Annotated in this window: 19 protein-coding genes; all 19 read right to left on the bottom strand. The window is 63.7% G+C overall.

All coding sequences use genetic code 11. The annotated features are described in order from the left end of the window. Nucleotides 1–14: 14 nt before the first annotated feature. The 19 genes from HMPREF2826_RS04220 to gndA all read right to left on the bottom strand — a co-directional run bounded on the left by HMPREF2826_RS04220 (nucleotide 15) and on the right by gndA (nucleotide 20,529). On the bottom strand, nucleotides 15–1,022 hold the full coding sequence (locus tag HMPREF2826_RS04220; RefSeq protein ID WP_070639479.1) for a LacI family DNA-binding transcriptional regulator: 1,008 nt from the start codon (nucleotides 1,020–1,022) through the stop codon (nucleotides 15–17). Between the two features lie 151 nt (nucleotides 1,023–1,173). Then, nucleotides 1,174–2,790 (bottom strand): xylulokinase, encoded by a 1,617-nt coding sequence (locus HMPREF2826_RS04215; RefSeq protein WP_070639478.1) that lies wholly within the window; start codon nucleotides 2,788–2,790, stop codon nucleotides 1,174–1,176. Nucleotides 2,791–2,878: 88 nt separating this feature from the next. Continuing rightward, the gene (gene araA / locus HMPREF2826_RS04210; RefSeq protein ID WP_070639476.1) at nucleotides 2,879–4,375 is read right to left on the bottom strand and encodes an L-arabinose isomerase; all 1,497 of its coding nucleotides are present in this window, start codon (nucleotides 4,373–4,375) and stop codon (nucleotides 2,879–2,881) included. 82 nt (nucleotides 4,376–4,457) lie between these two features. After that, nucleotides 4,458–5,441 (bottom strand): ABC transporter permease, encoded by a 984-nt coding sequence (locus tag HMPREF2826_RS04205; RefSeq protein ID WP_083307248.1) that lies wholly within the window; start codon nucleotides 5,439–5,441, stop codon nucleotides 4,458–4,460. 12 nt (nucleotides 5,442–5,453) lie between these two features. Beyond that, on the bottom strand, nucleotides 5,454–6,956 hold the full coding sequence (locus HMPREF2826_RS04200; RefSeq protein ID WP_070639474.1) for a sugar ABC transporter ATP-binding protein: 1,503 nt from the start codon (nucleotides 6,954–6,956) through the stop codon (nucleotides 5,454–5,456). A gap of 12 nt (nucleotides 6,957–6,968) precedes the next feature. Beyond that, nucleotides 6,969–7,916 (bottom strand): ABC transporter permease, encoded by a 948-nt coding sequence (locus tag HMPREF2826_RS04195; protein WP_070639472.1) that lies wholly within the window; start codon nucleotides 7,914–7,916, stop codon nucleotides 6,969–6,971. Nucleotides 7,917–7,998: 82 nt separating this feature from the next. Continuing rightward, nucleotides 7,999–9,195, bottom strand: coding sequence for a sugar ABC transporter substrate-binding protein (locus HMPREF2826_RS04190; RefSeq protein ID WP_083307247.1), 1,197 nt, complete (start codon nucleotides 9,193–9,195; stop codon nucleotides 7,999–8,001). Between the two features lie 375 nt (nucleotides 9,196–9,570). Next, a complete protein-coding gene (locus HMPREF2826_RS04185; protein WP_070639470.1) occupies nucleotides 9,571–10,740 on the bottom strand; it encodes a UxaA family hydrolase in 1,170 nt (389 codons plus the stop codon). Beyond that, complete coding sequence (locus HMPREF2826_RS04180) at nucleotides 10,737–11,882, bottom strand: HAD hydrolase family protein (RefSeq protein ID WP_070639468.1); 1,146 nt, start codon at nucleotides 11,880–11,882, stop codon at nucleotides 10,737–10,739. The genes HMPREF2826_RS04185 and HMPREF2826_RS04180 overlap by 4 nt, the downstream gene beginning before the upstream one ends. Before the next feature lie 126 nt (nucleotides 11,883–12,008). Continuing rightward, nucleotides 12,009–13,103, bottom strand: a complete 1,095-nt coding sequence (locus HMPREF2826_RS04175; RefSeq protein WP_070639466.1) for an iron-containing alcohol dehydrogenase family protein — start codon at nucleotides 13,101–13,103, stop codon at nucleotides 12,009–12,011. Nucleotides 13,104–13,160: 57 nt separating this feature from the next. Then, nucleotides 13,161–13,823, bottom strand: a complete 663-nt coding sequence (gene eda / locus HMPREF2826_RS04170; protein ID WP_083307246.1) for a bifunctional 4-hydroxy-2-oxoglutarate aldolase/2-dehydro-3-deoxy-phosphogluconate aldolase — start codon at nucleotides 13,821–13,823, stop codon at nucleotides 13,161–13,163. A gap of 83 nt (nucleotides 13,824–13,906) precedes the next feature. Next, a complete protein-coding gene (locus HMPREF2826_RS04165) occupies nucleotides 13,907–14,476 on the bottom strand; it encodes a hypothetical protein (RefSeq protein ID WP_070639462.1) in 570 nt (189 codons plus the stop codon). 14 nt (nucleotides 14,477–14,490) lie between these two features. Next, a complete protein-coding gene (locus HMPREF2826_RS04160) occupies nucleotides 14,491–15,207 on the bottom strand; it encodes an HAD family hydrolase (RefSeq protein ID WP_070639460.1) in 717 nt (238 codons plus the stop codon). A 95-nt stretch (nucleotides 15,208–15,302) separates the two neighbouring features. Then, the gene (locus tag HMPREF2826_RS04155; protein WP_070639458.1) at nucleotides 15,303–16,283 is read right to left on the bottom strand and encodes a D-isomer specific 2-hydroxyacid dehydrogenase family protein; all 981 of its coding nucleotides are present in this window, start codon (nucleotides 16,281–16,283) and stop codon (nucleotides 15,303–15,305) included. Then, a complete protein-coding gene (locus tag HMPREF2826_RS04150; RefSeq protein WP_070639457.1) occupies nucleotides 16,283–16,777 on the bottom strand; it encodes a PTS sugar transporter subunit IIB in 495 nt (164 codons plus the stop codon). The genes HMPREF2826_RS04155 and HMPREF2826_RS04150 overlap by 1 nt, the downstream gene beginning before the upstream one ends. A gap of 4 nt (nucleotides 16,778–16,781) precedes the next feature. Continuing rightward, entirely contained in the window at nucleotides 16,782–17,198 is a 417-nt protein-coding gene (locus tag HMPREF2826_RS04145; protein WP_070639455.1) for a PTS sugar transporter subunit IIA, read from the bottom strand. Between the two features lie 10 nt (nucleotides 17,199–17,208). Continuing rightward, on the bottom strand, nucleotides 17,209–18,144 hold the full coding sequence (locus HMPREF2826_RS04140) for a PTS system mannose/fructose/sorbose family transporter subunit IID (protein ID WP_083307244.1): 936 nt from the start codon (nucleotides 18,142–18,144) through the stop codon (nucleotides 17,209–17,211). 29 nt (nucleotides 18,145–18,173) lie between these two features. Further along, nucleotides 18,174–18,968 carry a PTS mannose/fructose/sorbose/N-acetylgalactosamine transporter subunit IIC gene (locus HMPREF2826_RS04135; RefSeq protein WP_070639453.1) on the bottom strand — a complete coding sequence of 265 codons (795 nt, stop codon included), beginning with the start codon at nucleotides 18,966–18,968 and terminating at the stop codon, nucleotides 18,174–18,176. A 130-nt stretch (nucleotides 18,969–19,098) separates the two neighbouring features. Then, the gene (gndA, locus tag HMPREF2826_RS04130) at nucleotides 19,099–20,529 is read right to left on the bottom strand and encodes an NADP-dependent phosphogluconate dehydrogenase (protein WP_070639451.1); all 1,431 of its coding nucleotides are present in this window, start codon (nucleotides 20,527–20,529) and stop codon (nucleotides 19,099–19,101) included. Between the last annotated feature and the right edge of the window lie 162 nt (nucleotides 20,530–20,691).

Below are 20,691 nucleotides of genomic sequence, written 5' to 3'. Positions count from 1 at the left end.
GTCAGGGCGCCGCCCTACCCCAGCCGCTTGACGCTCTGACGCTCGATGAGCGTCGTGCCTATGTGCAGCACGTGCGAGTACGCGCTGGGTTTGCTGGCCGCATCGAGGAGGCGCTGCACCGCCATCGCCCCCATCTCCTGGTTGGGAACGTGCATCGTCGTCAGGGGCGGGATGGCGGTGGTGGCAAACGAGAGGTCGTCAAAGCCGACGAGCGACACGTCGTCGGGTATGGCGATGCCATGCTCGGCAAACGCGCGCATGCAGCCAAACGCCATGATGTCGTTTTCGGCGAAGAAGGCCGTGGGCAGCTTGGGGTTGGTCCTGAGCCAGGCGCGCATGCCCTCGTACGAGGTGCTCACCTTGGTGCCCACATCCACGCGAAACTCCGGCCGAATGGGCAAGCCCGCCTCGCGCATAGCCCGCCGCCATCCCCGTTCGCGCAGAGGAAAGTTCCGGATGCGATATGAGCCGGCGATGTAGCCAATTTCGCGATGCCCGTTGTCGATGAGGTGGCGGATGGCCCGGTACGCGGAGGTCTCGTTTGACATCACGATGGAGTCAAAGGGAATCCGGTCACTCGTCCCGTCCACGACCACCAGCGGTGACGTGGGGTTCTTGAAGAGGTCGTAGTCCTCCTCGCGCATCTCGGTGCCCAAGAGGATGACGCCCGTGGTGATGTCGCCGATGATGTCGGCCACCTGGGCAGCGGCGGCGGCGCGGTCGGAGAGCTCCAGCGTGGTGATGGACGCCTGGAGGCATTCCGCCTGCGCCTTGGCAGCGATGCCGTTGATGACGCCCGTGTGGAAGGTGCCCTCGTCCAAGACGTCGCCCGTCTTGCGGGCCATGACGAAGTTGATGCTGCTGATGTGGTCGTGCCTGCCTAGGCCCATCTCGCGCGCCGCGCGAAAGATCGTCGCCGCGGTCGCGGCGTTGACGCCGCGCTTGTGATTGAGGGCGTTGGACACGGTCGCGGGAGAGAAGCCCGTTTGCCGGCTGATCTCTCTGACCCCAACGTTCCTCATCACGTTTCCTTCCCACGCACGTATGAACAGCATACCTAACCATCTGGCGGCGCGTCGTGACAAACCGGACGCCGCTCCCATGGCACGCACGGGGCGCCGTGGGGCCGCGCGGCGCCCGTCGCCGTTCGGAACCGCAGGTCCCAGGGACGCCCTAGCCCTGGCGACCCTCGAGCGTCAGCTCCGCCCGGTTGGCCGCCTTGAAGCGGGCGAGGTAGGACCTGAAGCCCTCGACGTCGGCGGCGTCCGGCTCGACGGTGCTGGACCCCACGCCGGAGAAGACGCGCCGCGAGAGGAACTCGGCAAGCGTCTCGTGCTCCCCGCGGTTGAGCATGTAGGAGGCGGCCACCGCCTGGCCCCAGGCGCCGCCCTCCCCCGCCGTGTCCATGACGGTGACGGGGGCCTCGAGCGCGGCGGCGAGGATGCCCTGGGCAACGCCCGGGGTCTTGAAGATGCCGCCGTGAGCGTAGAGCTTGTCGATCTTGACACCCTCCGCCCTCAGCGCCTCGTTGCCCGCCGCCAGGGCCCCAAAGGCCGACATGACGTTCATGCGCATGAAGTTGGCCAGCGAGAGTCGCGCGGCCTGCTCGCGCACCAGCAGGGGACGGCCCGTCTGGACGCCCATGACGGTCTCGCCCGAGACGAAGGGCAGCGACACGAGCCCCCCGGCGTCCTTGTCACCCGCGAGGGCGACGCCAAACAGGCGGGAGAAGGCCTCGGGCGCGTCCACAGGCACACCCATGAGCTCGGCAAACTCCATGAGCAGGCCGACCCAGGCGTTAATGTCCGAGGTGCAGTTGTTGCAGTGGACCATGGCCACCGCGTCGCCGACCGGCGTGGTCACGAGGTCGACGAGGGGCGACGTGGCATCTCTGAGAGGACGCTCCAGCACCACCATCGAGAAGACCGAGGTCCCGGCGCTCACGTTGCCGGTGCGCGGGGCCACCGAGTTCGTGGCGATCATGCCCGTGCCGGCGTCGCCCTCGGGCGGGCAGAGCGGGCACCCCGGCTCAAGGTCGCCCGCGGGGTCAAGGAGGCGCGCGCCCTCGGGCGTGAGATGGCCGGCGCACTCGCCCGCGACCTTGACGCGGGGCAGGAGGTCCTCGACCCTGAGGGACACGCCCCTCTCGGCCAGGCGGGCATCCACGAGATCGAGCATGGCGCGGTCATAGTCGCGCGTCGTGGAGTCGATGGGGAACATGCCCGAGGCGTCACCCACCGAGAGGCAGCTCTCGCCCGTGAGCAGCCGGTGGGCGTAGCCGGCGAGCGTCGTGAACGAAGCGATGCGCGCAACGTGCTCCTCGCCGTCGAGGACGGCCTGATACAGGTGAGAGATGCTCCAGCGCTCGGGAACGTGAAAGCGCAGCAGCTCGGTGAGCTCGCGGGCGGCCGCGGTCGTGGTCGTGTTGCGCCAGGTGCGAAACGGCACCAGCAGCCTGCCCTCGACGTCAAAGGGCAGGTAGCCGTGCATCATGGCAGAGACGCCCAGGGCGCCCAGCCTGCGCAGGGTGACGCCGTAGCGCGCCTTGACGTCATCCTTCAGCGCCGCGTAGGCGGCCTGGATGCCCGCGACGAGCTGCTCCTGGGGATAGGTCCAGTAGCCTCCCTCAAAGCTGTTCTCCCAGTCGAAGATGCCGACGGCGATGGGCCTATCGCCGGCGTCGTCGAGAACGGCCTTGATGCGCGTCGACCCGTATTCAATGCCCAGGGTCGTGGTGCCCCCCTCGATGTCGCGGACCGCGTCCGGGCATGCCTTCTCAACCGTTCTCATTGCCGTCTCCAAGCTCTCGTCATGAACAGGGATGCCGGCCGCCCCGGCGGACGTGCGGGGCGGCCGGTCGCCCAGGCCGGGCAACGGCCTAGCGGTAGTACACCTCACCGAGCTTGAGCGCCTGCTGGAAGTCGCGAAGTCTGGTGTCGGCATCGATGACCACCGACTCGATGCCCATGGCGTCGGCCCAATCGACCATCTGGTCGGCCGTGAGGTCAAACGACATGGCCGTATGGTGCGCTCCGCCGGCATAGATCCAGGCGGTGGTCCCCAGCTTGAGGTTGGGGCGCGGGGTCCAGAAGAGGGTGCCGGTGGGCAGCAGCGGCATGGGCCTCTCGACCTTCTTGCAGTCCACGTCCTGGATTATCAGGCGGAAGCGGTCGCCCAGGTCGATGAGGGAGGTGGCGATGGCGGGACCCGTCTTGCCCGTGAAGATGAGACGCGCGGGGTCCTCGCGCTCGCCCATGGAGAGCGGCGTGGCGCGCATGGCGATGCGGCCGTCGGCCACGGAGGGGTCGACCTCGGCCATGTGGCTCTCGAGGATGCCCTCCTTGCCCGGCACGAGGTTGTAGGTGTAGTCCTCCATCATGGCGGAGCCCCTTGCGCCCTTCATGCCGGCGGTCATGACCTTCATCAGGCGCACCATGGCGGGCGTCTTCCAGTCTCCCTCGGGGCCAAAGCCGTAGCCCTTCTGCATGAGGCGCTGGACGGCAAGGCTCGGGAGCTGCCTGAGGCCGCCCAGGTCGCCAAAGTGGTCCGAGAAGGCGTTGTAGCCGTGCTCGTCCAGGAAGCGCTCGATGCCGATCTCCTGCGCCGCCTGGACCTCGACATGACGACGGAACTCCTCAGGGTCGCGCCCGTCCAGAATGACCTCGTACGTGTCGTAGTATTCGTCGGTAAGCGCCTTGACGTCGGCGGCGGCGACGCCCTCCACGTAGGGAGTGAGCTCGTTGACGGGCCAGGCGTCGACGACCCAGCCAAACTTGATCTGCGCCTCGACCTTGTCTCCGTCGGTGACGGCGACGTTGCGCATGGTGTCGGCAAAGCGAGCCACGCGGATGTTCGCGCTCTCCACGACGCCAACGGCCACGCGCTGCCAGGCACCCAGCTCGGCGCGGACCTCCTCGTCCTTCCAGTGGCCAAACACAACCTTATGCGTCCAGCGCATGCGCGCGAAGATGTGCCCCAGCTCGCGCTCGCCGTGGGCCGCCTGGTTCTCGTTCATGAAGTCCATGTCGATGACGTCGTACGGAATCTCCTCGTTGTACTGCGTCGCAAACTGGCAGAGGGGCTTCTCGAGCCGCCGCAGGCCGTGAATGTAGGACTTTGAGGGCGAGAAGGTGTGCGCCCAGGTGATGATGCCGGCGCAGTCGGGGTCGACGTCGGCGGCGGCGAAGGTGGCCGTGATGACGTCGTCGGTGAGCAGGTTGGGCTTGAGGACGACCTCGTACGGGATGGCCTCGGACGCGTTGAGGGCCGCCACGACCTCAGCGGCATGCGCAGACACGTGGGCGAGCACCTCGTCGCCGTACAGGTCCTGGGTGCAGGGGCAGAACCAGAACTGATACTTTCTGACCTTGAGCATGAGTGAGTCCTTTCTCGCAAGCGTGGGTGACGGGCGGGCGGGGGCCGCCAAGACGGCGAGCCGGCGCCGGCGGCAGGTGAGGCTACTTGATGACCTGCCCAAGGCTGCGGTCGGAGAAGAGCGCGACCATGGCGACAAAGACGACGCCGAGGATGAGCTGCTGAATCTCGGTTGCGAAGCCCATCATGACCAGGCCCTTCTGGAGCACGAGATACGACAGGACGCCGATGACGACGTTGGAGAAGCGCGCCCGCGCACCGCCGTTGATGGGCATGCCGCCGAGGACCATGGCGATGAGCAGCTGGGTCTCGAGCATGTTGCCGGCGGTCGAGGTCACGGAGCCGACCTTGATGGCGTTGACGAACGCGGCGAAGCCCGTGATGCAGCCGGCGACGACGTAGATGATGACCTTGGTCCTCTGGACCCTGATGCCGGCAAAGCGGGCGGCCTTCTCGTTGGCGCCGATGGCCTTGAGGTTGTGGCCCAGGGCCGTGAAGCGCGTCACGAGGTAGGTGATGACGAGAATGGTGACGGTCATGCCCATGAGCAGCGGCATGTTGTTGAACGTCGTGACATAGGACGCCGCGTAGACGGGACTCTCGGTGGTGATGAAGGCACAGATGCCTCGAAGCAGGAACATCATGCACAGTGTGACCACGAAGGAGAGTATCTGTCGGCGCACGTGAAAGTAGGCGTTGACGGCGCCGACGAGCGCGCCGGTCGCGACGCTGCCAAGGATGGCGAGCACGAGGTTCACCTGGGACAGCGCACAGAAGACCGCGCAGGCGACGCCCAGCATGGAGCCCTGCGAGAAGTCAAGGCATCCCATGGTCATGATGAGCCACACGCCGCAGGCGGCAATCATGAGCATGTAGCCGCCCGAGAGGATCAGTGTGATGTTCTTAGGCGTGAGGATGGATCCGTGGGTCGCCACGGCAAAGAAGCCGAGAATGACCACGAAGCCGATGAGCGGGAGAAAGCTGCGAAGCCGCGACATGAGGGCCTCTTTTCTCTCCCTTGTGCCCTGGGCGCCCGCGTCGAGCGCCGTGTCGTTTGAAGTCGTCATCAAGGGTCCCTCCTAGACCATCTTCGCGATGAGGTCCTGCTCGGACAGGTCGGGGTCACGCGTGAGCTCGCCGTTGATCGTGCCGTCCTTCATCACGAAGATCCTGTCGCACATGCCGATGAGCTCCATGATCTCCTCGGAGATGATCAAGATCGCCTTGCCCTCGGCGCGCATCTGCTCGAGCAGCGCGTAGATGGCCGCCTTGACCTTGATATCGATGCCGCGCGTGGGCGAGTCGAGCACCAGGATGTCCGACTGCTTGCCCAGCCAGCGAGCCAGCACGACCTTCTGCTTGTTGCCGCCCGACAGCGCCGAGACAAACTGCTTGACGCTGACCATCTTGGTGCTCATGAGCTTGGCGTACGTGTCGGCGAACTCGTAGAGGTGACGGTCCGAGAGGACGAGGCCCATGTCGCGCATCGAGGGAAGCGTGATGTTGTCCTCGATGGTGTCGTTGATGAGCAGCGACTCGTTGTCGCGGTCCTTGGACGCGTAGGCGATGGAGTGGTCGATGGCCGTGTTGATGTCCTTGACCTGGGTGCCGTCGGCAAGGCTCACCTCGCCGGCACGGTCAAAGGAGGCACCGAAGATGGCCTTGCCCACCTCGTGCATGCCGCATTCGGAGAGGCCGCCGATGCCCAGGATCTCGCCATGGTGCAAATCAAAGCTGACGTCGTCGATCTCGCCGGGAACCGAGACGCCCCTCAGGGACACCGCGACCTCGCCGGGGGCCTCCTTGGCGTAGTCGGGAAAGTCCGTGCGGTAGTAGTGGCCGTCCATCTCGCGGCCCACCATGAGGGTCTTGAGCCGGTCCTCGTCCACCTCGCCGCGCTCGACCGTCGTGATGAACACGCCGTCTCGCAGGATGGAGATGCGGTCGGACATGTCGAGGACCTCGCCCATGTCGTGCGAGATGAAGATGACGCAGTGCCCCAGGTCGCGTACATGACGCATGACCTCGAAGAGCTTCTGGCGACCGCTCTGCGAGAGCGCCGTGGTCGTCTCGTCGATGACGAGGACCTTGGGGTCAAACCAGGTGGACTTGACGATCTCGACGAGCTTGCGGTCCTCGAAGTCGTAGTTGTCGATGACGCTCGTGGCCTTGATGTGCCCGAGGCCATAGGCGTCAAGGAGCTCCTGGGCCTTCCTGTTCATGGCCGCGCTGTCCTTGATGCCTCCCCTGGCGAACTGGTCCTCGTCGCCGAGGAACATGTTCTCGGCGACGGTGAGGCCGCTGAGGGTACCCGTCTCCTGGACCACGATCGCGATGCCGTGGTGGTTGGCGTCCACCTGGTTCTTGGGCGCCACGTCCCCGCCGTCCAGGGTGAACGTACCCGATCCGATGGGCAGGATGCCCGTGAGCATGTTGGTGAACGTGGACTTGCCCGAGCCGTTCTCACCGATGAGCGCGTGAATCTCGCCCTCGTAGAAGTCGAGGGACACCTCGTTGACGGCGTGCGTGGGACCAAAGCTCTTGTCGATCTTCTCGGCGTGCAGCAGCAGCTTGTTGCTCATGGCGTCTCCCCCCTACTTGACGACGGCGCCGTTGACGCGCTTGACGGTCATGCAGACGATGGCAAGCAGCGTCGCACCCGTGACCACGTTGTTGATCGTGACGGGCATGCCCAGGGCGACGAAGCCGGCAAACATCATCGAGATGATGAACTCGCCGATGACGATGGATGCCACGGGATGCCCGTAGCGCTTGAAGGCGAGCCCAAAGAAGGTGCCCATGAGGGGCTTGAAGTTGAGCGACTGCGAGAGCATGCCGGTCATGGGCGTCTGGGCGGTGCCGTAGCCGATATAGAGGATGGACATGATGCCCACGAACAGCGAGCAGAGGACGAAGGCGAAAAACTTGTACCTGTCCACGTTGACGCCCATGTTCTTGGCGGTGGCCTCGTTGGCGCCGATGGCGTTGACGTACGTCCCGAGCTTGGTGTAGCTCAGGATGAACGTGCAGAGCCCAAAGGCAAGAAGCGCCAGGATGAGGTTGTGGGGATACGACCCGAACATCTTGTACGCGTCACTCAGGCGGGTGCCGTACGCATCGGCGGCAAAGACCGAGAGGCTCTCATAGATGAGCGAGAGGCCCACGGTGACGATCAGCGACGGAATCCTCAGCTTGATGTAGGCGAGACCGTTGGCGGCACCGAGCAGGGCCCCGCAGACCACGGGGGCGACGACGAGGCCAAACACGCCAAAGCGCTGCGCGAAGCCGATGGAGACCAAGGACGAGAGAACGAGGACCGAGCCAATGGAGAAGTCCCAGAGCCCCATGACGACGATGAAATACAGGCCGCAGCCGCCCACGGCGTAGATGAGGCCGGTCTGCAGGTAGGTGAGCATCTGGTCGGGGGCGCCAAACGTGGTGGGACACAAGAGCTTGAACGCCGTCCACACCAAGGCTGTGACGACGAGGAGCAGCCCCACGCCGTACCACTGGCTCTGCCTCGCCTTCTTGATGAGTTCCATGCACCAGTCCTTTCAGGATGACACGTCACGACGAGGGGGCGGGCCCAAGGTGGGCCCGCCCCCTGACGGGCGTTGCGGGCTCCTAGGCGTGACGCGTCTTGACGTCCTCGATGGAAAGCGACGTGGCCGACTTGTTCAGCTCGTCAAAGCCCATCTCGGCGAGCTTGGCAATCTCATCGTCGGTGTAGGGGGCGTCCTCGACGAAGTACTTCTCGTAGTCCTCGTACTCGGAGACGGACGAGACGTACACGTAGGGGAAGAGAATCTCGCGGCCAAAGGTGCCGACGGTGGGCTTGAAATCGGCGTTGCCCTTGCAGGCGGCGTAGACCATGAGGAAGGCGTAGAGCGGGTCGCAGAAGTGCCCGCCGGACTCGGCATACATGCCGCCGGACTCGAGCTGGGCCTTGAGGTCGTCCAGGAAGTCCGTCGAGGCGACGCGGATCTTGCCGGTGAGGCCCATGTTGGCCAGCTGGCCCACGGAGCCCACGAGCGGGTCACCGCCGCCGCCGGCGACGATGAGGGCGTCCATGGTGGGGTCGGTGTTGTAGAACTGCTGGGTGACGTTGGCGCCCTCCGAGGAGGACGTGTTGGCGTACACGGGGTCGGACAGGGCCACCTTGTCGTCGGGGTGGGCGCTGTTCCAGGCCTCGACGCCCGACTTATAGCCCTGCCAACGCAGCTGGAACGTGGCGTCGCCGACCGTCCAGGCCTCGAGCTTGATGTTGCGGGCGCCCTTCACGAGGCCCTCGTAGGCGTCGTCGTTGTCGGCCGCCAGGAGGCTGACGAGCTTCTCGCCGTTGGCGACCTCGTCCTCGTGGACGGCGCCGACGTAGTACTCGGACGCCTCGGCAAGCTTGTAGACGTCGGGAGAGGCGTCCTTGGAGATCATGCGGTAGAACTGGGCCAGGTAGACCTGGTTGTCGTTGCAGGTGTTGATGGCGGAGGTCATCTCGGAGTCAGCCGAGTTGCAGATGACGATGCCGTTGCAGCCTGCGGCGCAGAGCGTCTCGACGGAGGCCGTGACCTGCTCGGAGACGTGCCCCTGGTCAACGGTGGAGATCTCGACGCCCAGGATGTCGGCGGCCTTCTGGATGATCTCGACGGAGAGCTTGCCAAGGGCATCGGTGGAGCTCCAGATGGAGACGCCGATCTTGATCTTGTCGCCCGAGGAGGAGGCCCCGCCGGAGCCGGCGCCCGAGCAGCCCGCAAGGGCGCCCGTCCCCATCATGCCGCCCATGAGGCCGGCGTACTTCACAAAGCCCCTTCTTGAGACGTTCATCCTCACAACCCCTTCCATTTGTTTACACGGTAATGTTCACATTTTTTGTAACCATTACCACCTCATGCGAAGCAAGACACAAAGCCACCCCGCCTCACTACGGAACGAACCTGGAGTCCATTGCGCATCCTTTGCAACCGTGCAGGTAAACGTATGTGCAATGATGATGACGCACTACGGTTGGCGACTGTCTCTTGCTGCCATCTGTTCTAACAGCTTATAAACAGGTGCTGAACCGACCAGGATGTGAGTGGTCGTATTTTGACATTAAGCGGTATGTTAGCGGGAATGTTTATACCTTTTTGGCATGTTGGGCGCAGAAACGTTTAATAACGTTTATATTCATCGCGGACACCGCCACAGCGCGCGAGGCGGCTACAGGCAGCCGCACCACAGCTCGTCGTTGTGGTAGATCGCAAAGTCATCCTGCCCCAGGCGCTCGGCCTTGGTCGGCTCCCCGTTGCACACGCGCTCCAGCAGCTCAAGCAGCCACGTTCCCTCGTCCTGCACCGATGTCGCCCCGCCTATGGCGCCGGAGGCGTCAAAGTCCATGTTGTCTACCATTCTGCGATACGTGGAGGCGTTGCCCGTGACCTTTATGACAGGCATGAGCGGGTTTCCGATGGGATTGCCCCTGCCGGTCGAAAAGAGCAGGACCTGCGCCCCGCCCGCCGCCATGCCCGAGACGGACTCAATGTCATACCCGGGGGTGTCCATGATGACGAGGCCGCGTCGAGAGGGAATCTGCCCATAGGCCACGACCTGCGTGATGGGCGAGGTGCCTCCCTTGGAGATGCCGCCCAGCGCCTTCTCCTCAAGGGTTGAGAGGCCCCCCTTCATGTTGCCCGGCGAGGGGTTTGCGCCTCTGACGTCTATGCCGCGACGGACGAACTGCTCCTCGAGGTCGCGCACGATGCGCAGGACGTCCTGCCCCACCTCCGCGCTCGCGGCGCGCGACGCCAGGATGTGCTCGGTGCCTATGAGCTCGGTGGTCTCGCCCAAAAGCACCGTTCCCCCCGCGCCCGTCACGCAATCTGCCACCACGCCGATGGTCGGGTTGGCCGCCAGGCCGCTCGTCGCGTCGGAGCCGCCGCAGTTGGTACCCAGCACCAGCGTGGACAGGGGCATGTCCTCGCGCGGGACGAGCGTCGCCCGACCCGCCAGGTCGCTCGCGAGGCGCACGCCCTCCTCGATGGCCGCGAGCGTCCCGCCCGCGCCCTGGATGGTGATCACCTCCACGGGCTTCGCGCTCTGCTCGCCCAGGCGTCGGGCCAGCTCAAGAGGCTTGGTGGTCTCGCAGCCCAGACCCACGACGAGCGTCCCGAAGACGTTGGGGTTCAAGGCCAGGTTCACCAGGCAGCGGCGCATGATGGCAAGGCCCTTGCCAACCTGACCGCAGCCCTTCGCGTTTTCCAGGGCGACGGCGCCGGGCACCCTCTGGGCGATGGCGCGCGCCACATGGTTGGCGCAGCCCACGCACGAGAGCACCAGCACATGGTTGCGCACGCCCATCCTGCCGTCCGGTCGCTTGTATCCCCTGATCATGCGCGCGTCCTCACGCTCTCGACGTTATGGACATGCACCCATCGCCCCTGGGCAATGGGCGCGCTGGCGACGCCGATCACCTCTCCGTACTTGCGCAGGAGGTCACCCGCGCCGACGTCACGGCGGGCGAGCTTGTGATACTGCCCCACGCGCTCCCTCACGGCGAGATCGCAGACGTGGTGCCCGTCAAGGCCTCTGACTGCGGCCACGTCGCCCGCGAGCATGGCCCCCAGGCAGGTGACGACGTCGTCCTTTTCGTGCATGAGCAGGGCGGGAACCCGCCGTGGCGCCAGGATGTCCTCCAAAAGCGCCGCCACGCCCTCATGGTCGCAGTCAAGGGGGCACACCGTGTCTGCAAGGGCCCGCACCTGCGCGGGGGCGTCTGGCATGGCCACGCCGACGCCCGCCGCCTGGAGCATGGGTCCGTCGTTGGCGGAGTCGCCGAAGGCGATGACCTCCTCCGTCGGCACGCCCAGGCGCCCGCAGAGCCATCGAAGGGCGTTTCCCTTGCTGGCCCGCGAGCTCACGACCTCCATGTTGGCGGGCTGGGAGCAGAACACCGCAAGGCTCCCGCAGCCGTCGACAAAGCGGGACACGCAATCGCGCGTCGCGTCGTCCTTGGGGAAGATGGTGAGCCGCTCCACGACCTTCCCCTCCTTAACGATTCGCTCCAGGGAGCCATCCACCTCGTGGCGCACCGCGCGCATGTAGGCGACGTCCGCAGGCATGACGCCCAGACCCGCAAGCTTGTCCAGCTGGCCGCGGCTCACGAAGGCGACGCCCTCGCTGAAGAGGTCTATGTAGGAGTCCGTTTTCTCCACGAGCCTGATGAGCCCCAGCGTCTCGTCCGCAGGCATGTCATGCAGCCTGAGACGCACGAAGCTCCCCGAAACGTCGCCCGGCCCGTATATGGAGGCCCCGTCGGCCGTGATGGCATAGCGCAGCCGTGCCGCAGACGTCAGCTCGTCGGAAATGCCCTCGATGGACCGCCCCGTGCTGACCACGAATTCTATGCCCGCACGGTCCAGACGCCTCAAGACCCTGCGCGTCCGCTCTCCCAAGGACTTGTCACGCGCAAGAAGGGTGCCGTCCAGGTCGCAGAAGACCATGCTCGGACGCGCCTGGACGTGGGATGTCGCCATGTGTCCTCCTTCTGGCACGGGCCTTGCGCGGTGGAGCCTGCACGGAACGAGGTTGGCAGGGTGAGGGGTTTTCCGCCCTCAGGGTGAGGTCCCCGCCACCGACGTGAGGGGACCCTCGCCCTAAGGTTACGCCATCTCGTGCACGGCCTCGTGCAGACGCCGGCGGTCCGCCGGGTCGGTGCTGTTGTAGTGGCGGGAGTTGACGATGTACTCCTCGATGGCGTCAAGGTTCTTGTCCGTCGCCTTGATGCCAAGGTCCGGGAAGGTCAGCGGCATGTCCATGGCCCGCATGAGGTCGCGCAGCTCCTGCTCCTGGCCCTGCTGGCCATTGAAGTAGAGCTGGCAGAACAGTCCCACGCCCACGACCTCCCCATGGATGGCGTCCTGCCCCTCCTCGGTGAAGATGGTGCGCACGCCGTCATAGATCACGTGAGCGAGCTCGGACTGCCTGAAGCTCTTGGTGGTGTTGGCGATGACGCCGGTCACGGGCACGTTCATGAAGGCCATGTCATTGAGCGCCTTCGTCGCCTCGTGGCGGCGGTTGTCCTCGATGGCCCGCAGGGCGACGTCCTTGAGCACGCGATAAGTGTACTCGGCAACGCTGTACGCAGTGAAGACGTCAACGGGCGTGTCGTCAAGGGAGAGCGCGGGCTTGCCGTTGAGCATCTCGATCCGCTTGGCCATGGCGTCGATGATGCCCGCCGCGTTAAAGCGGATGGGACATGCGGCGATGACGTCCATGTCCATGAGGCAGGCGTCGATCTCGTGGTCAAAGCGCCAGCTGAGCTTCTTGCCGCCCTCTGCGGTGTACATCACGCTCATGCAGGTAAACGGCGCGCAGCTGGAGGCGGAGGTGGGAATGTTGACGGTACCCAGGCCGGCGGTCTCGCCGACGGCCTTGGCAAGGTCCATGATCTTGCCGCCACCCACGCCCACGATCTCGTCCGCCCCGTGCGCTCGCGCCGCCTTGGCAAGGTCCTCGGCGGCTTCAAACGAGCACCAGCCGTCAAAGACCTCTACCTTGGGAGCCAGTCCGGCCGCGGCGAAATCCTCCAGGAGCGGCTCCCCGACGGCGGCCCAGGAGTTTGGTCCCGTGACGACCAGGGGCCGCGTGCCAAAACGGGCCACCTCCTCACCGCAGCTGCCGATGAGGCCTCGTTCCTGACGATAGCGTCCGGCGCCAAACTTTATTGCCGTGTCAAGCTTGCTGGTGTCTGCCATAAGAGAGCTTCCTCCTCGTAATGTGGGCCAATGTGGCCCTGCCCTGCGCCGTCTGAGCTACCCACGCACGTCTCGCACCGCGCAGGCGGCTTCGCCTGCCAGGCGCTCCACCTCCGTAAAGTCACCGTCGGCAAAGAGCGACGGCTTGACCATCCACGTGCCGCCGCAGGCCATGACCGACGGAAGCGAGAGGTACTCGCCAAGGTTCTGTTTGCTCACGCCACCCGTCGGCATGAACTTGTGGCCGATGAAGACGGACGCCAGCGCCGATATGGCCTTGACGCCCCCAAAGACGGCGGCCGGGAAGAACTTGGTAAGGCCGATGCCCTGACCCCTCAGCCAGCCGACCTCGGTGGGCGTGACGCCGGCGGGAACGATGTTGACGTGGTTCTGCAGCGCCCAGCAGAGCGTCTCCCTGTCGGTCCCGGGTGACACCAGGTAGCGGGCGCCCGCGTCCACGGCGCGCTTCGCCTGCTCTACGTTGAGCACCGTTCCGGCACCCACGAGCACGTCAGGGCACTGACGCGCGATCCTCTCGATGCATGCGGCTGCCGCCGGCGTCCTGAAGGTGACCTCAGCCGCCGGAAGTCCCCCACGTTTGAGCGCCTCTGCCAGAGGGACCGCGTCCTCGACCTTGTCGAGCACCACCACGGGCACGACCCCGCAGGCCTCTACCGCATCGTAGAAGCCGTTTGACTCCATGTACTGTCCAGTTGCCATGAGAAGCCTCGCTCGCTTGTCGGTGTTGTGGGACGGCTTCTAGTATAGCGAATTTATTTTCTTTTTTTATAAGTTTTAGTATTTTATTTTTTCTTTTTACGGGCATGCGCCTTCAGGGGGTCCTCAAAATCCTTGAAGATAATGTCGGGGTTGTGGGGTGCGCCGAGCCGTCTGATGTCCGCAAACGCGCGTCGCAGCCGCGAGCGTGACACCCACAGCCCTGAAAGCTCCTGTAGAACGTAGGCCTTTCCTCCGGCGTCCGCGAGCGCCTCGCGCTGCTCCTGGCTTAGATTTTGCATCTCGTCGGCGATCTTGTAGCCCACGACGTCCAGCATAAGCGCGTTGCTGTTGGATGCCTTGAGCTCTACGAGCTCTATGCGCTCCCAGGGCATGAAGAGGACGTCGTCGTCCTTGGTGTAGTCAGTGATTCCCCTGTCGTCAGCCACAAGGAGCACCTTTGCCGCCCTGGTCTGCCGCATGTTGTGCACGATGCCCCCGACCAGGGGCAGCGCCAAGGCGACGCATAGCACCCGCAGGCCCAGGGCGATATCCAGAGCGACCCCCATCCCTATGAGCACGGCAGCAAGCATGAGGTACCCCACCGAGACGGTGGCAAGCTTGCGAGCGTCTGTGGAAACGATGACCTTGTCCATGGGGTGTCTCCGTCCTAGGCGTTGAGCTGTTCGATGATGGGGATGACGCCCGCGAGGTCCGCGGGAGCAAAGCGCGCAAGCCGGGCAACGCCGCGCGGGTCCTCAAGCTCCATGAGCACCTTGCAGGCACCATCCACCCTCCCCTCCTGGGACATGTCGTCGTGAACGAACACAGGTATGAAGCCACCGGCGACGGCGGCCCTCACGCCGGCGGCACTGTCCTCGAGCACCAGGCAGCGAGAGGGCTCCACCTGCAGCAGGGCGGCGGCTCGAAGGAATGCCTCGGGGTCCGGCTTGCTGCGCCTGACCATGTCCCCCGTAACCTTGACGGGAAACGCGTCCACCAGACGCTCGCTTGCCAGGGAGTCATGCACGAGACGCGCCGAGGAGGAGCTTGCGAGCGCATGGGGGATGCCGCGTCGCGTCAGAAAGGAGAGAAGCTCCACCACCCCCGGCCTCTTGCCCGCCCGAAGGCCGCGCTCCCTCAGGACCGCAGCCTTCTGTCCCACGATGAAGCGGCGCCAGGCGATGACGTCCTTGTCCGGCCCATACAACCTCCTCAGGCCGCTGATGACGGCGTCCTCCGTACGACCCGCCAGATACATGTGCACGCGCTCGTCAAACGTAAAGTCAAAGCGGCGCGCCGCCCTCAGGTACGCCTCATAGCAGATGCTCTCGGTATCCAGCACCAACCCGTCCATGTCAAAGATGACGGCGCCGACGCGCTCCATGACTCCCCTTTCCGACAAGGGGTCGCCCCGGCAACAGCCCGGACGACCCCCACCACTGCCCCGCCTAGAAGGCGAACGGCGTCTATGGGCGTCTTCTAGTTCTTGGCGTTGACGGGCTCCTCACCCCGCGCCAGACGCTCCACGTCCCCCGTCACCTTGTCGCCCATGCCACGCAGGCATTCGGCGGTATAGGCCGAGATGTGCGTGGTCACCAGCACCTTGGGATGGTTGAAGTAGGGGTCGTCGGGTGCCGGGGGCTCGTCGTGCATCACGTCGAGCGCCAGGCCCGCGACCGTGCCATCCTGCAGGGCGCGCAGCATGGCCTGCTGGTCAATGAGGTCCGCCCGGGCGGTGTCCACCACATACACGCCCCGCTTCATGAGCGAGAGGGCATGCTCCCCGATGATGTGCAGGGAGCTGGGATTGAGGTCCGCATTGAGGGACAGGACGTCACAGCCAGAGACGACGGTGTCCACATCCGCGTACTCCACGCCCAAAACGTCCGCCCACTTCTCGTGACGCACCGGATCGCAGGCAAGAACACGCATGTCAAAGCCACGGCTCAGAATCTCCACCACGCGCGTGCCGATGTTGCCGCACCCCACGATGCCAAGGGTCTTGCCGGATAGCCCCGCGCCGATGAACGAGGCGCGGTCGGCCCAGCGGCCCTCGTTGGCGGCCACATGCGAGTCGCTGACGCGTCTCATCAGGCTCATGAGGGTCGCGACGGTACCCTCGGCCACGGCGTCACGCTCCACCTTGGGGGGAACGGTCGTCACGAGCGTGCCTGCCTTGGTTGCGGCCTCGACGTCAACGTTGTTGAAGCCAATGCCATGGCGGCTCAGCAGCAGCAGGTCGCGCTTGTTGTCAAAGAACTCCGCGTCAAAGAACGGGGTGACCGACGCAATGACCACGTTGAAGTCGCGCAATGCGTCCGCAAGCTCCTTGCCGTGCGCGTCACCTGCGACACGCACGCGCTCGACGCTGCCCAGCGCCTTGAGGCGCTCCAGATGCTCCGGGAAGTACTGTCCGAAGGAGGAGGAGTTGACGATGGCGATGTTGTAATGTGCTGTCATTATTTCCCCATCTTCTTTAGGGCCTCATCCAGAGAGACCTTCTCGCTCGATGGAATGTTCTGGAAAAAGACCTCGATACCGGCATCCTGGACGGCCTTGAGCAGCTGGGCGTCACGTTCGTTGAGGCCGACGGACGGAATGATGCGCGTCGAGCCCGGCTTGATGGCAATGCCTCCCACATCGACGAAGGGAAGGGGGACGCCACCGTCAACGGACTTCTTGACGTAGGCAGCGCTCTTGTACACCAGCATGAGCCTGTAGTCGCCAAACTGGTTCTTGTTCCACTCGTCCACGATGCCGTCGGATGAGAACACCTTGATCTTCATGCCTCCCGTGGACTGGGTGGATTCGTAAATCTCCTTCATGAACTCGTCACTGGCCGTTGCGTCGTCCACCACAAAGATGGCATTGGTGCCGTGGCCCTTGGACCAGACCTGCATGACCTGGCCATGGATGAGACGGTCGTCTATGCGGGCAAGAGTGATGGTTCCCATGTTCCTATCCTTTCAACAGGGTGGCCCTGTCCTTGATGACAAGACCCGTGCGTCCGGCCTCCACGGCACCTTGAACCAGCTCGTCAACATCATCGACGTCATTGACGTTCTGAATGAGTTCGATGAGGAACGGCATGTTGACGCCCAAGACCACCTTGCAGTCAATCTTTCCGAGGCAGGAGAGGGCAACGTTACTGGGGCTGCCGCCCAGCAGGTCACACGCAACGATGGTCTCGGCTCCCGCCTGCTCGTTTTGCGCGATGGCATCGAACGCCTGCTGGCGAAGCTCGTCCACCGACTGGCCGGGAACCAGGCCCATGGCCTTGATGAAGTCTTGCTTGCCCATGATCATCTCGACGCTTTTTACCAGCTCAATGCCAAAGTGGCCGTGGGTGATGACAAGAATCCTTCTGTTCTTCACGCATACCTCCTTACAGAACGTGAAGCAGGCCAAGAACGACAAGCACGCCCGTGTAGATGAGCATCGCCTTGGTGATCTTGAGGCCGTTCTTCTTGAAGTAGAAGTACAGGGCAACAACGGCCACCAGGGGAATGACGCCCGGCAGGATGCCATCAAGGATGGTCTGGATGGCAAAGGTCTTGCCGCTAAGCTCAAAGGCGAGAGGCGATGACAGCTTGACGTAGCTTGCCGCAAGGATGCCCATCATGAAGAGGCCAAGCACGCCGAGCCCGTTGATGATGGTGCGGATGCGCTCGCCCTTCATGACCTCCAATGCAGCACGACGACCAAGCTTGTGTCCCAGCCGCACAAAACCGAAGCCATAGAGGAACGTCACCGCCGTGAAGCAGAGCCAGGGAAGCAGGGCGCCAGCCGCGCTGCCAGCCTGGGCCAGCGGCAGGAACATGGCGATGAAGATGTACTGGACGGTTCCAGAGTCAATGGAGTCGCCAATGCCGGCAAGCGGTCCCATGAGGCCGACTTTGGTGCTGTTGATGATCTCCGGCGTGATTGCCTCGTCAGCCCTACCCTCATGCAGCGCCTTTGCACGCTCCTCCTCAAGGGAGGCGGTTATGCCTGTGATGAGGCCCTGCCCCCAGATCGCCTGGGTGTTAAAGAACACCATATGCCGCTGATAGGCCTCGCCCAGCATGACCTTGTTCTTATAGAGCTTCTTGAGAACCGGCATGAGACCAAACAGGAAGGCGGGGGCGATCATACGGTCAAACGAGTGGGGAACCTCGTTTGCCCACCAACCACGGAACCATGCCTTAAGCAAATCGCTGTTGGTAATTTGCTCCGGAGCGTTCTCTTCTCCCAGCATGAGGGATGGGTCTCCCTCGATGACACCCTCGTCGTTCAGATAGTCCTTATAGTTGTCAGAGAGGACGATCTTCTCTTCGCTCATGACTCAAGCCCCTTTCTGGCCGGCATGCCCTACGCTTCGCTCTTCTTGGTGGTGAACAGGGTATAGAGCAGCGCGATGATCACGCCAAACACCGCCCATGTAACCGTGGTGATAGCGGGAACGACGATGTCGGCCTTAGCAAGCGCCGCAATGAGAGTGTTGGAAGTCACGACCAAGAAATATGCCAGGAAGAAGAAGGGAAGTAGGCTGCGATTGCCGATGACGTGCATGGTCACGGCGATGCCCAGGGCCGCCAGGCCGCCGCCGACGGTACTCAGGACGTGCAGGGCAGGGCCGTTGCTGATGGAGCCCATGAAATCCGAGATGACGGGGGCGCCGAGGTACAGTGCGACAAACATCAGCGGCACAAAGATCGCAAAGGAAATGAGGGTGGGGATGGCGCCGATCCAGAAGCCGAGCTTGGCGCTGTCGCCTTCTGCCGCGTACTGGTCCATCTTACGGATGGCAAAGGTGTTGAGGAAGAAGCGGAACTGATACAGATAGCTGCCGAGCAGGCCGACGGGCACAGCGATGGCGACGGCGGCGTTTGCGTCAAGGTTGCCGATGACCGCCGCAGAGACGGCGACGGCGGCAGAGATGGAGGGCTCGGAGGGAAGAGGGCCGCCTGGTGCGACGACTCCCATGTAAATAAGCTGAATCGCTGCGGTGGTCACCATCGCCAGAGGCATGTTGCCCAGGATGAGACCAACCCACATGCCCGTCATGAGCGGGGAGAAACGCATGGTGAGCGTTGTGTAACCCAACGCACGGGACTCAATTGCTGCTACGAACACTGCGATGAGCAGCGCTTGTATGACACTCATGTTGCCACCTTTCCTAGAAGCTACCCAAAGAGCTGCCATGCCGGCAGAAAACCCAGGATTTCGTCGCGGTCCTATTGCGTGCGACCCCCCTTCCCCCAAGAGGAGATTCCCCTATGGACATGCCCCTCGTCTAGCCAAGCTCCTCCCACGGGTGATGGAACGAGAGGTCATGGGGCTGGTCGTCACGACGGTAGGTGTGCGCCCCAAACCAGTCTCGCTGAGCCTGGCAGAGGTTGGCCGGGAGCTTCTCGCTCGTGTAGCCGTCAAAGTACAGCAGCGAGTTGGCGATGGTGGGCACGTAGAGGCCGGCCTCGATGGCCTTTGCCACCACGCGACGCCAACCGGCGACGGCCACCCTGATCTCCTCCATGAACTCGTCGGTGAGCATGAGGTTCTGGACCTTGCCCTGGCTGTTGTCATAGGCCGCCTTGATGCGTCCCAGGAACTTGGCGCGAATGATGCAGCCCTCGCGCCAGAGCAGGGCAATGTCGCCCAGCTTGAGGTCCCACCCATATTCGTCGGACGCCTTCGCAAGCAGCTGGAAGCCCTGTGCGTATGACATGATCTTGCTGGCATAAACCGCCTGCTCAAGGTCCTCGAGCAAACCCCGCTTGTCCTGGACATCACAGTGGGGACGCTCGGGAAAATGTCCGGCGGCAATGACGCGCTCGCCCTTGACGGCAGAGAGGTTGCGGGCAAAGACGGCCTCGGCCATGGTAGGTATGGCCAGGTACATCTTGAGGCCCTCGATGGCAGTCCACATGCCCGTGCCCTTTTGGCCCGCCTCGTCCAGGATGTGGTCTATGAGGTCATCGCCAGTCTCCGGGTCCTTCACGCGCAGGATCTTGTAGGTGATCTCCACGAGGAAGGAGTCAAGGCGACCGTTGTTCCACTCCTCAAAGGTGTCGGCCATCTGGGCGTTGGTCATGCCCAGCATATGCTTCATGATGAAGTAGGCCTCGTCGATGATCTGGATGTCACCGTACTCTATGCCGTTGTGCACCATCTTCACGTACTGGCCCGAACCCTCCGGTCCAATGTAGTCGCAGCAGGGGCTGCCGTCCTCGGTGTGGGCCGATATGTCCGTGAGGAGCGTGCGCAGGTGCCGATCGTAGAGGTCGCGGTCGCCGCTCGGCATGATGGAGGGCCCCAGGAGGGCGCCCTTCTCGCCTCCCGATACGCCCATGCCAAAGAAGCTGACGCCAAGCTCCTCGTAGTGCTCCATGCGACGCTTGGTGTCCTCAAAGTAGGAGTTGCCCGCGTCGATGACGATGTCGCCCTTCTCGAGATACGGCAGAAGGCTGTCGGTGACCGCATCCACCACGGGACCGGCCTTGACCATGAGGATCACCTTGCGGGGCGCGTCCAGCGACGCCACAAAGTCCTTGAGCTCATAGGCGGCGGTGATGTTGTCATGCCCCTTTGCGCGCGTGTCCATGAAGTCCTTGGTGACCTGCCCATGGCGGTTGTACACGGAAACCGCGTAGCCATGGTTCGCAATGTTGAGGGCAAGGCTCTGACCCATGACCCCCATGCCGATGACGCCAACGTAGTTGCCCATCGCCCTTCCCTTCTTGGCTTCCTGGCCTCACGTGCTCAGGTTGTTTGAACACAATGTCCACACGAACTGTGGATGTTCTGTATACATTTTAGCTAACATTTTTCTTTTTTCTAGTGCCTTAACAAAAATTTTTTTGTTACTTTTTCTATGGCCCGCCGTGTG

It is taken from the genome of Olsenella sp. HMSC062G07, from assembly GCF_001811895.1.
GTDB classification, from domain to species: domain Bacteria; phylum Actinomycetota; class Coriobacteriia; order Coriobacteriales; family Atopobiaceae; genus Olsenella_F; species Olsenella_F massiliensis.
Note: the sequence above shows the minus strand (reverse complement) of the source record. Positions and strands in the feature narration are given on the sequence as shown.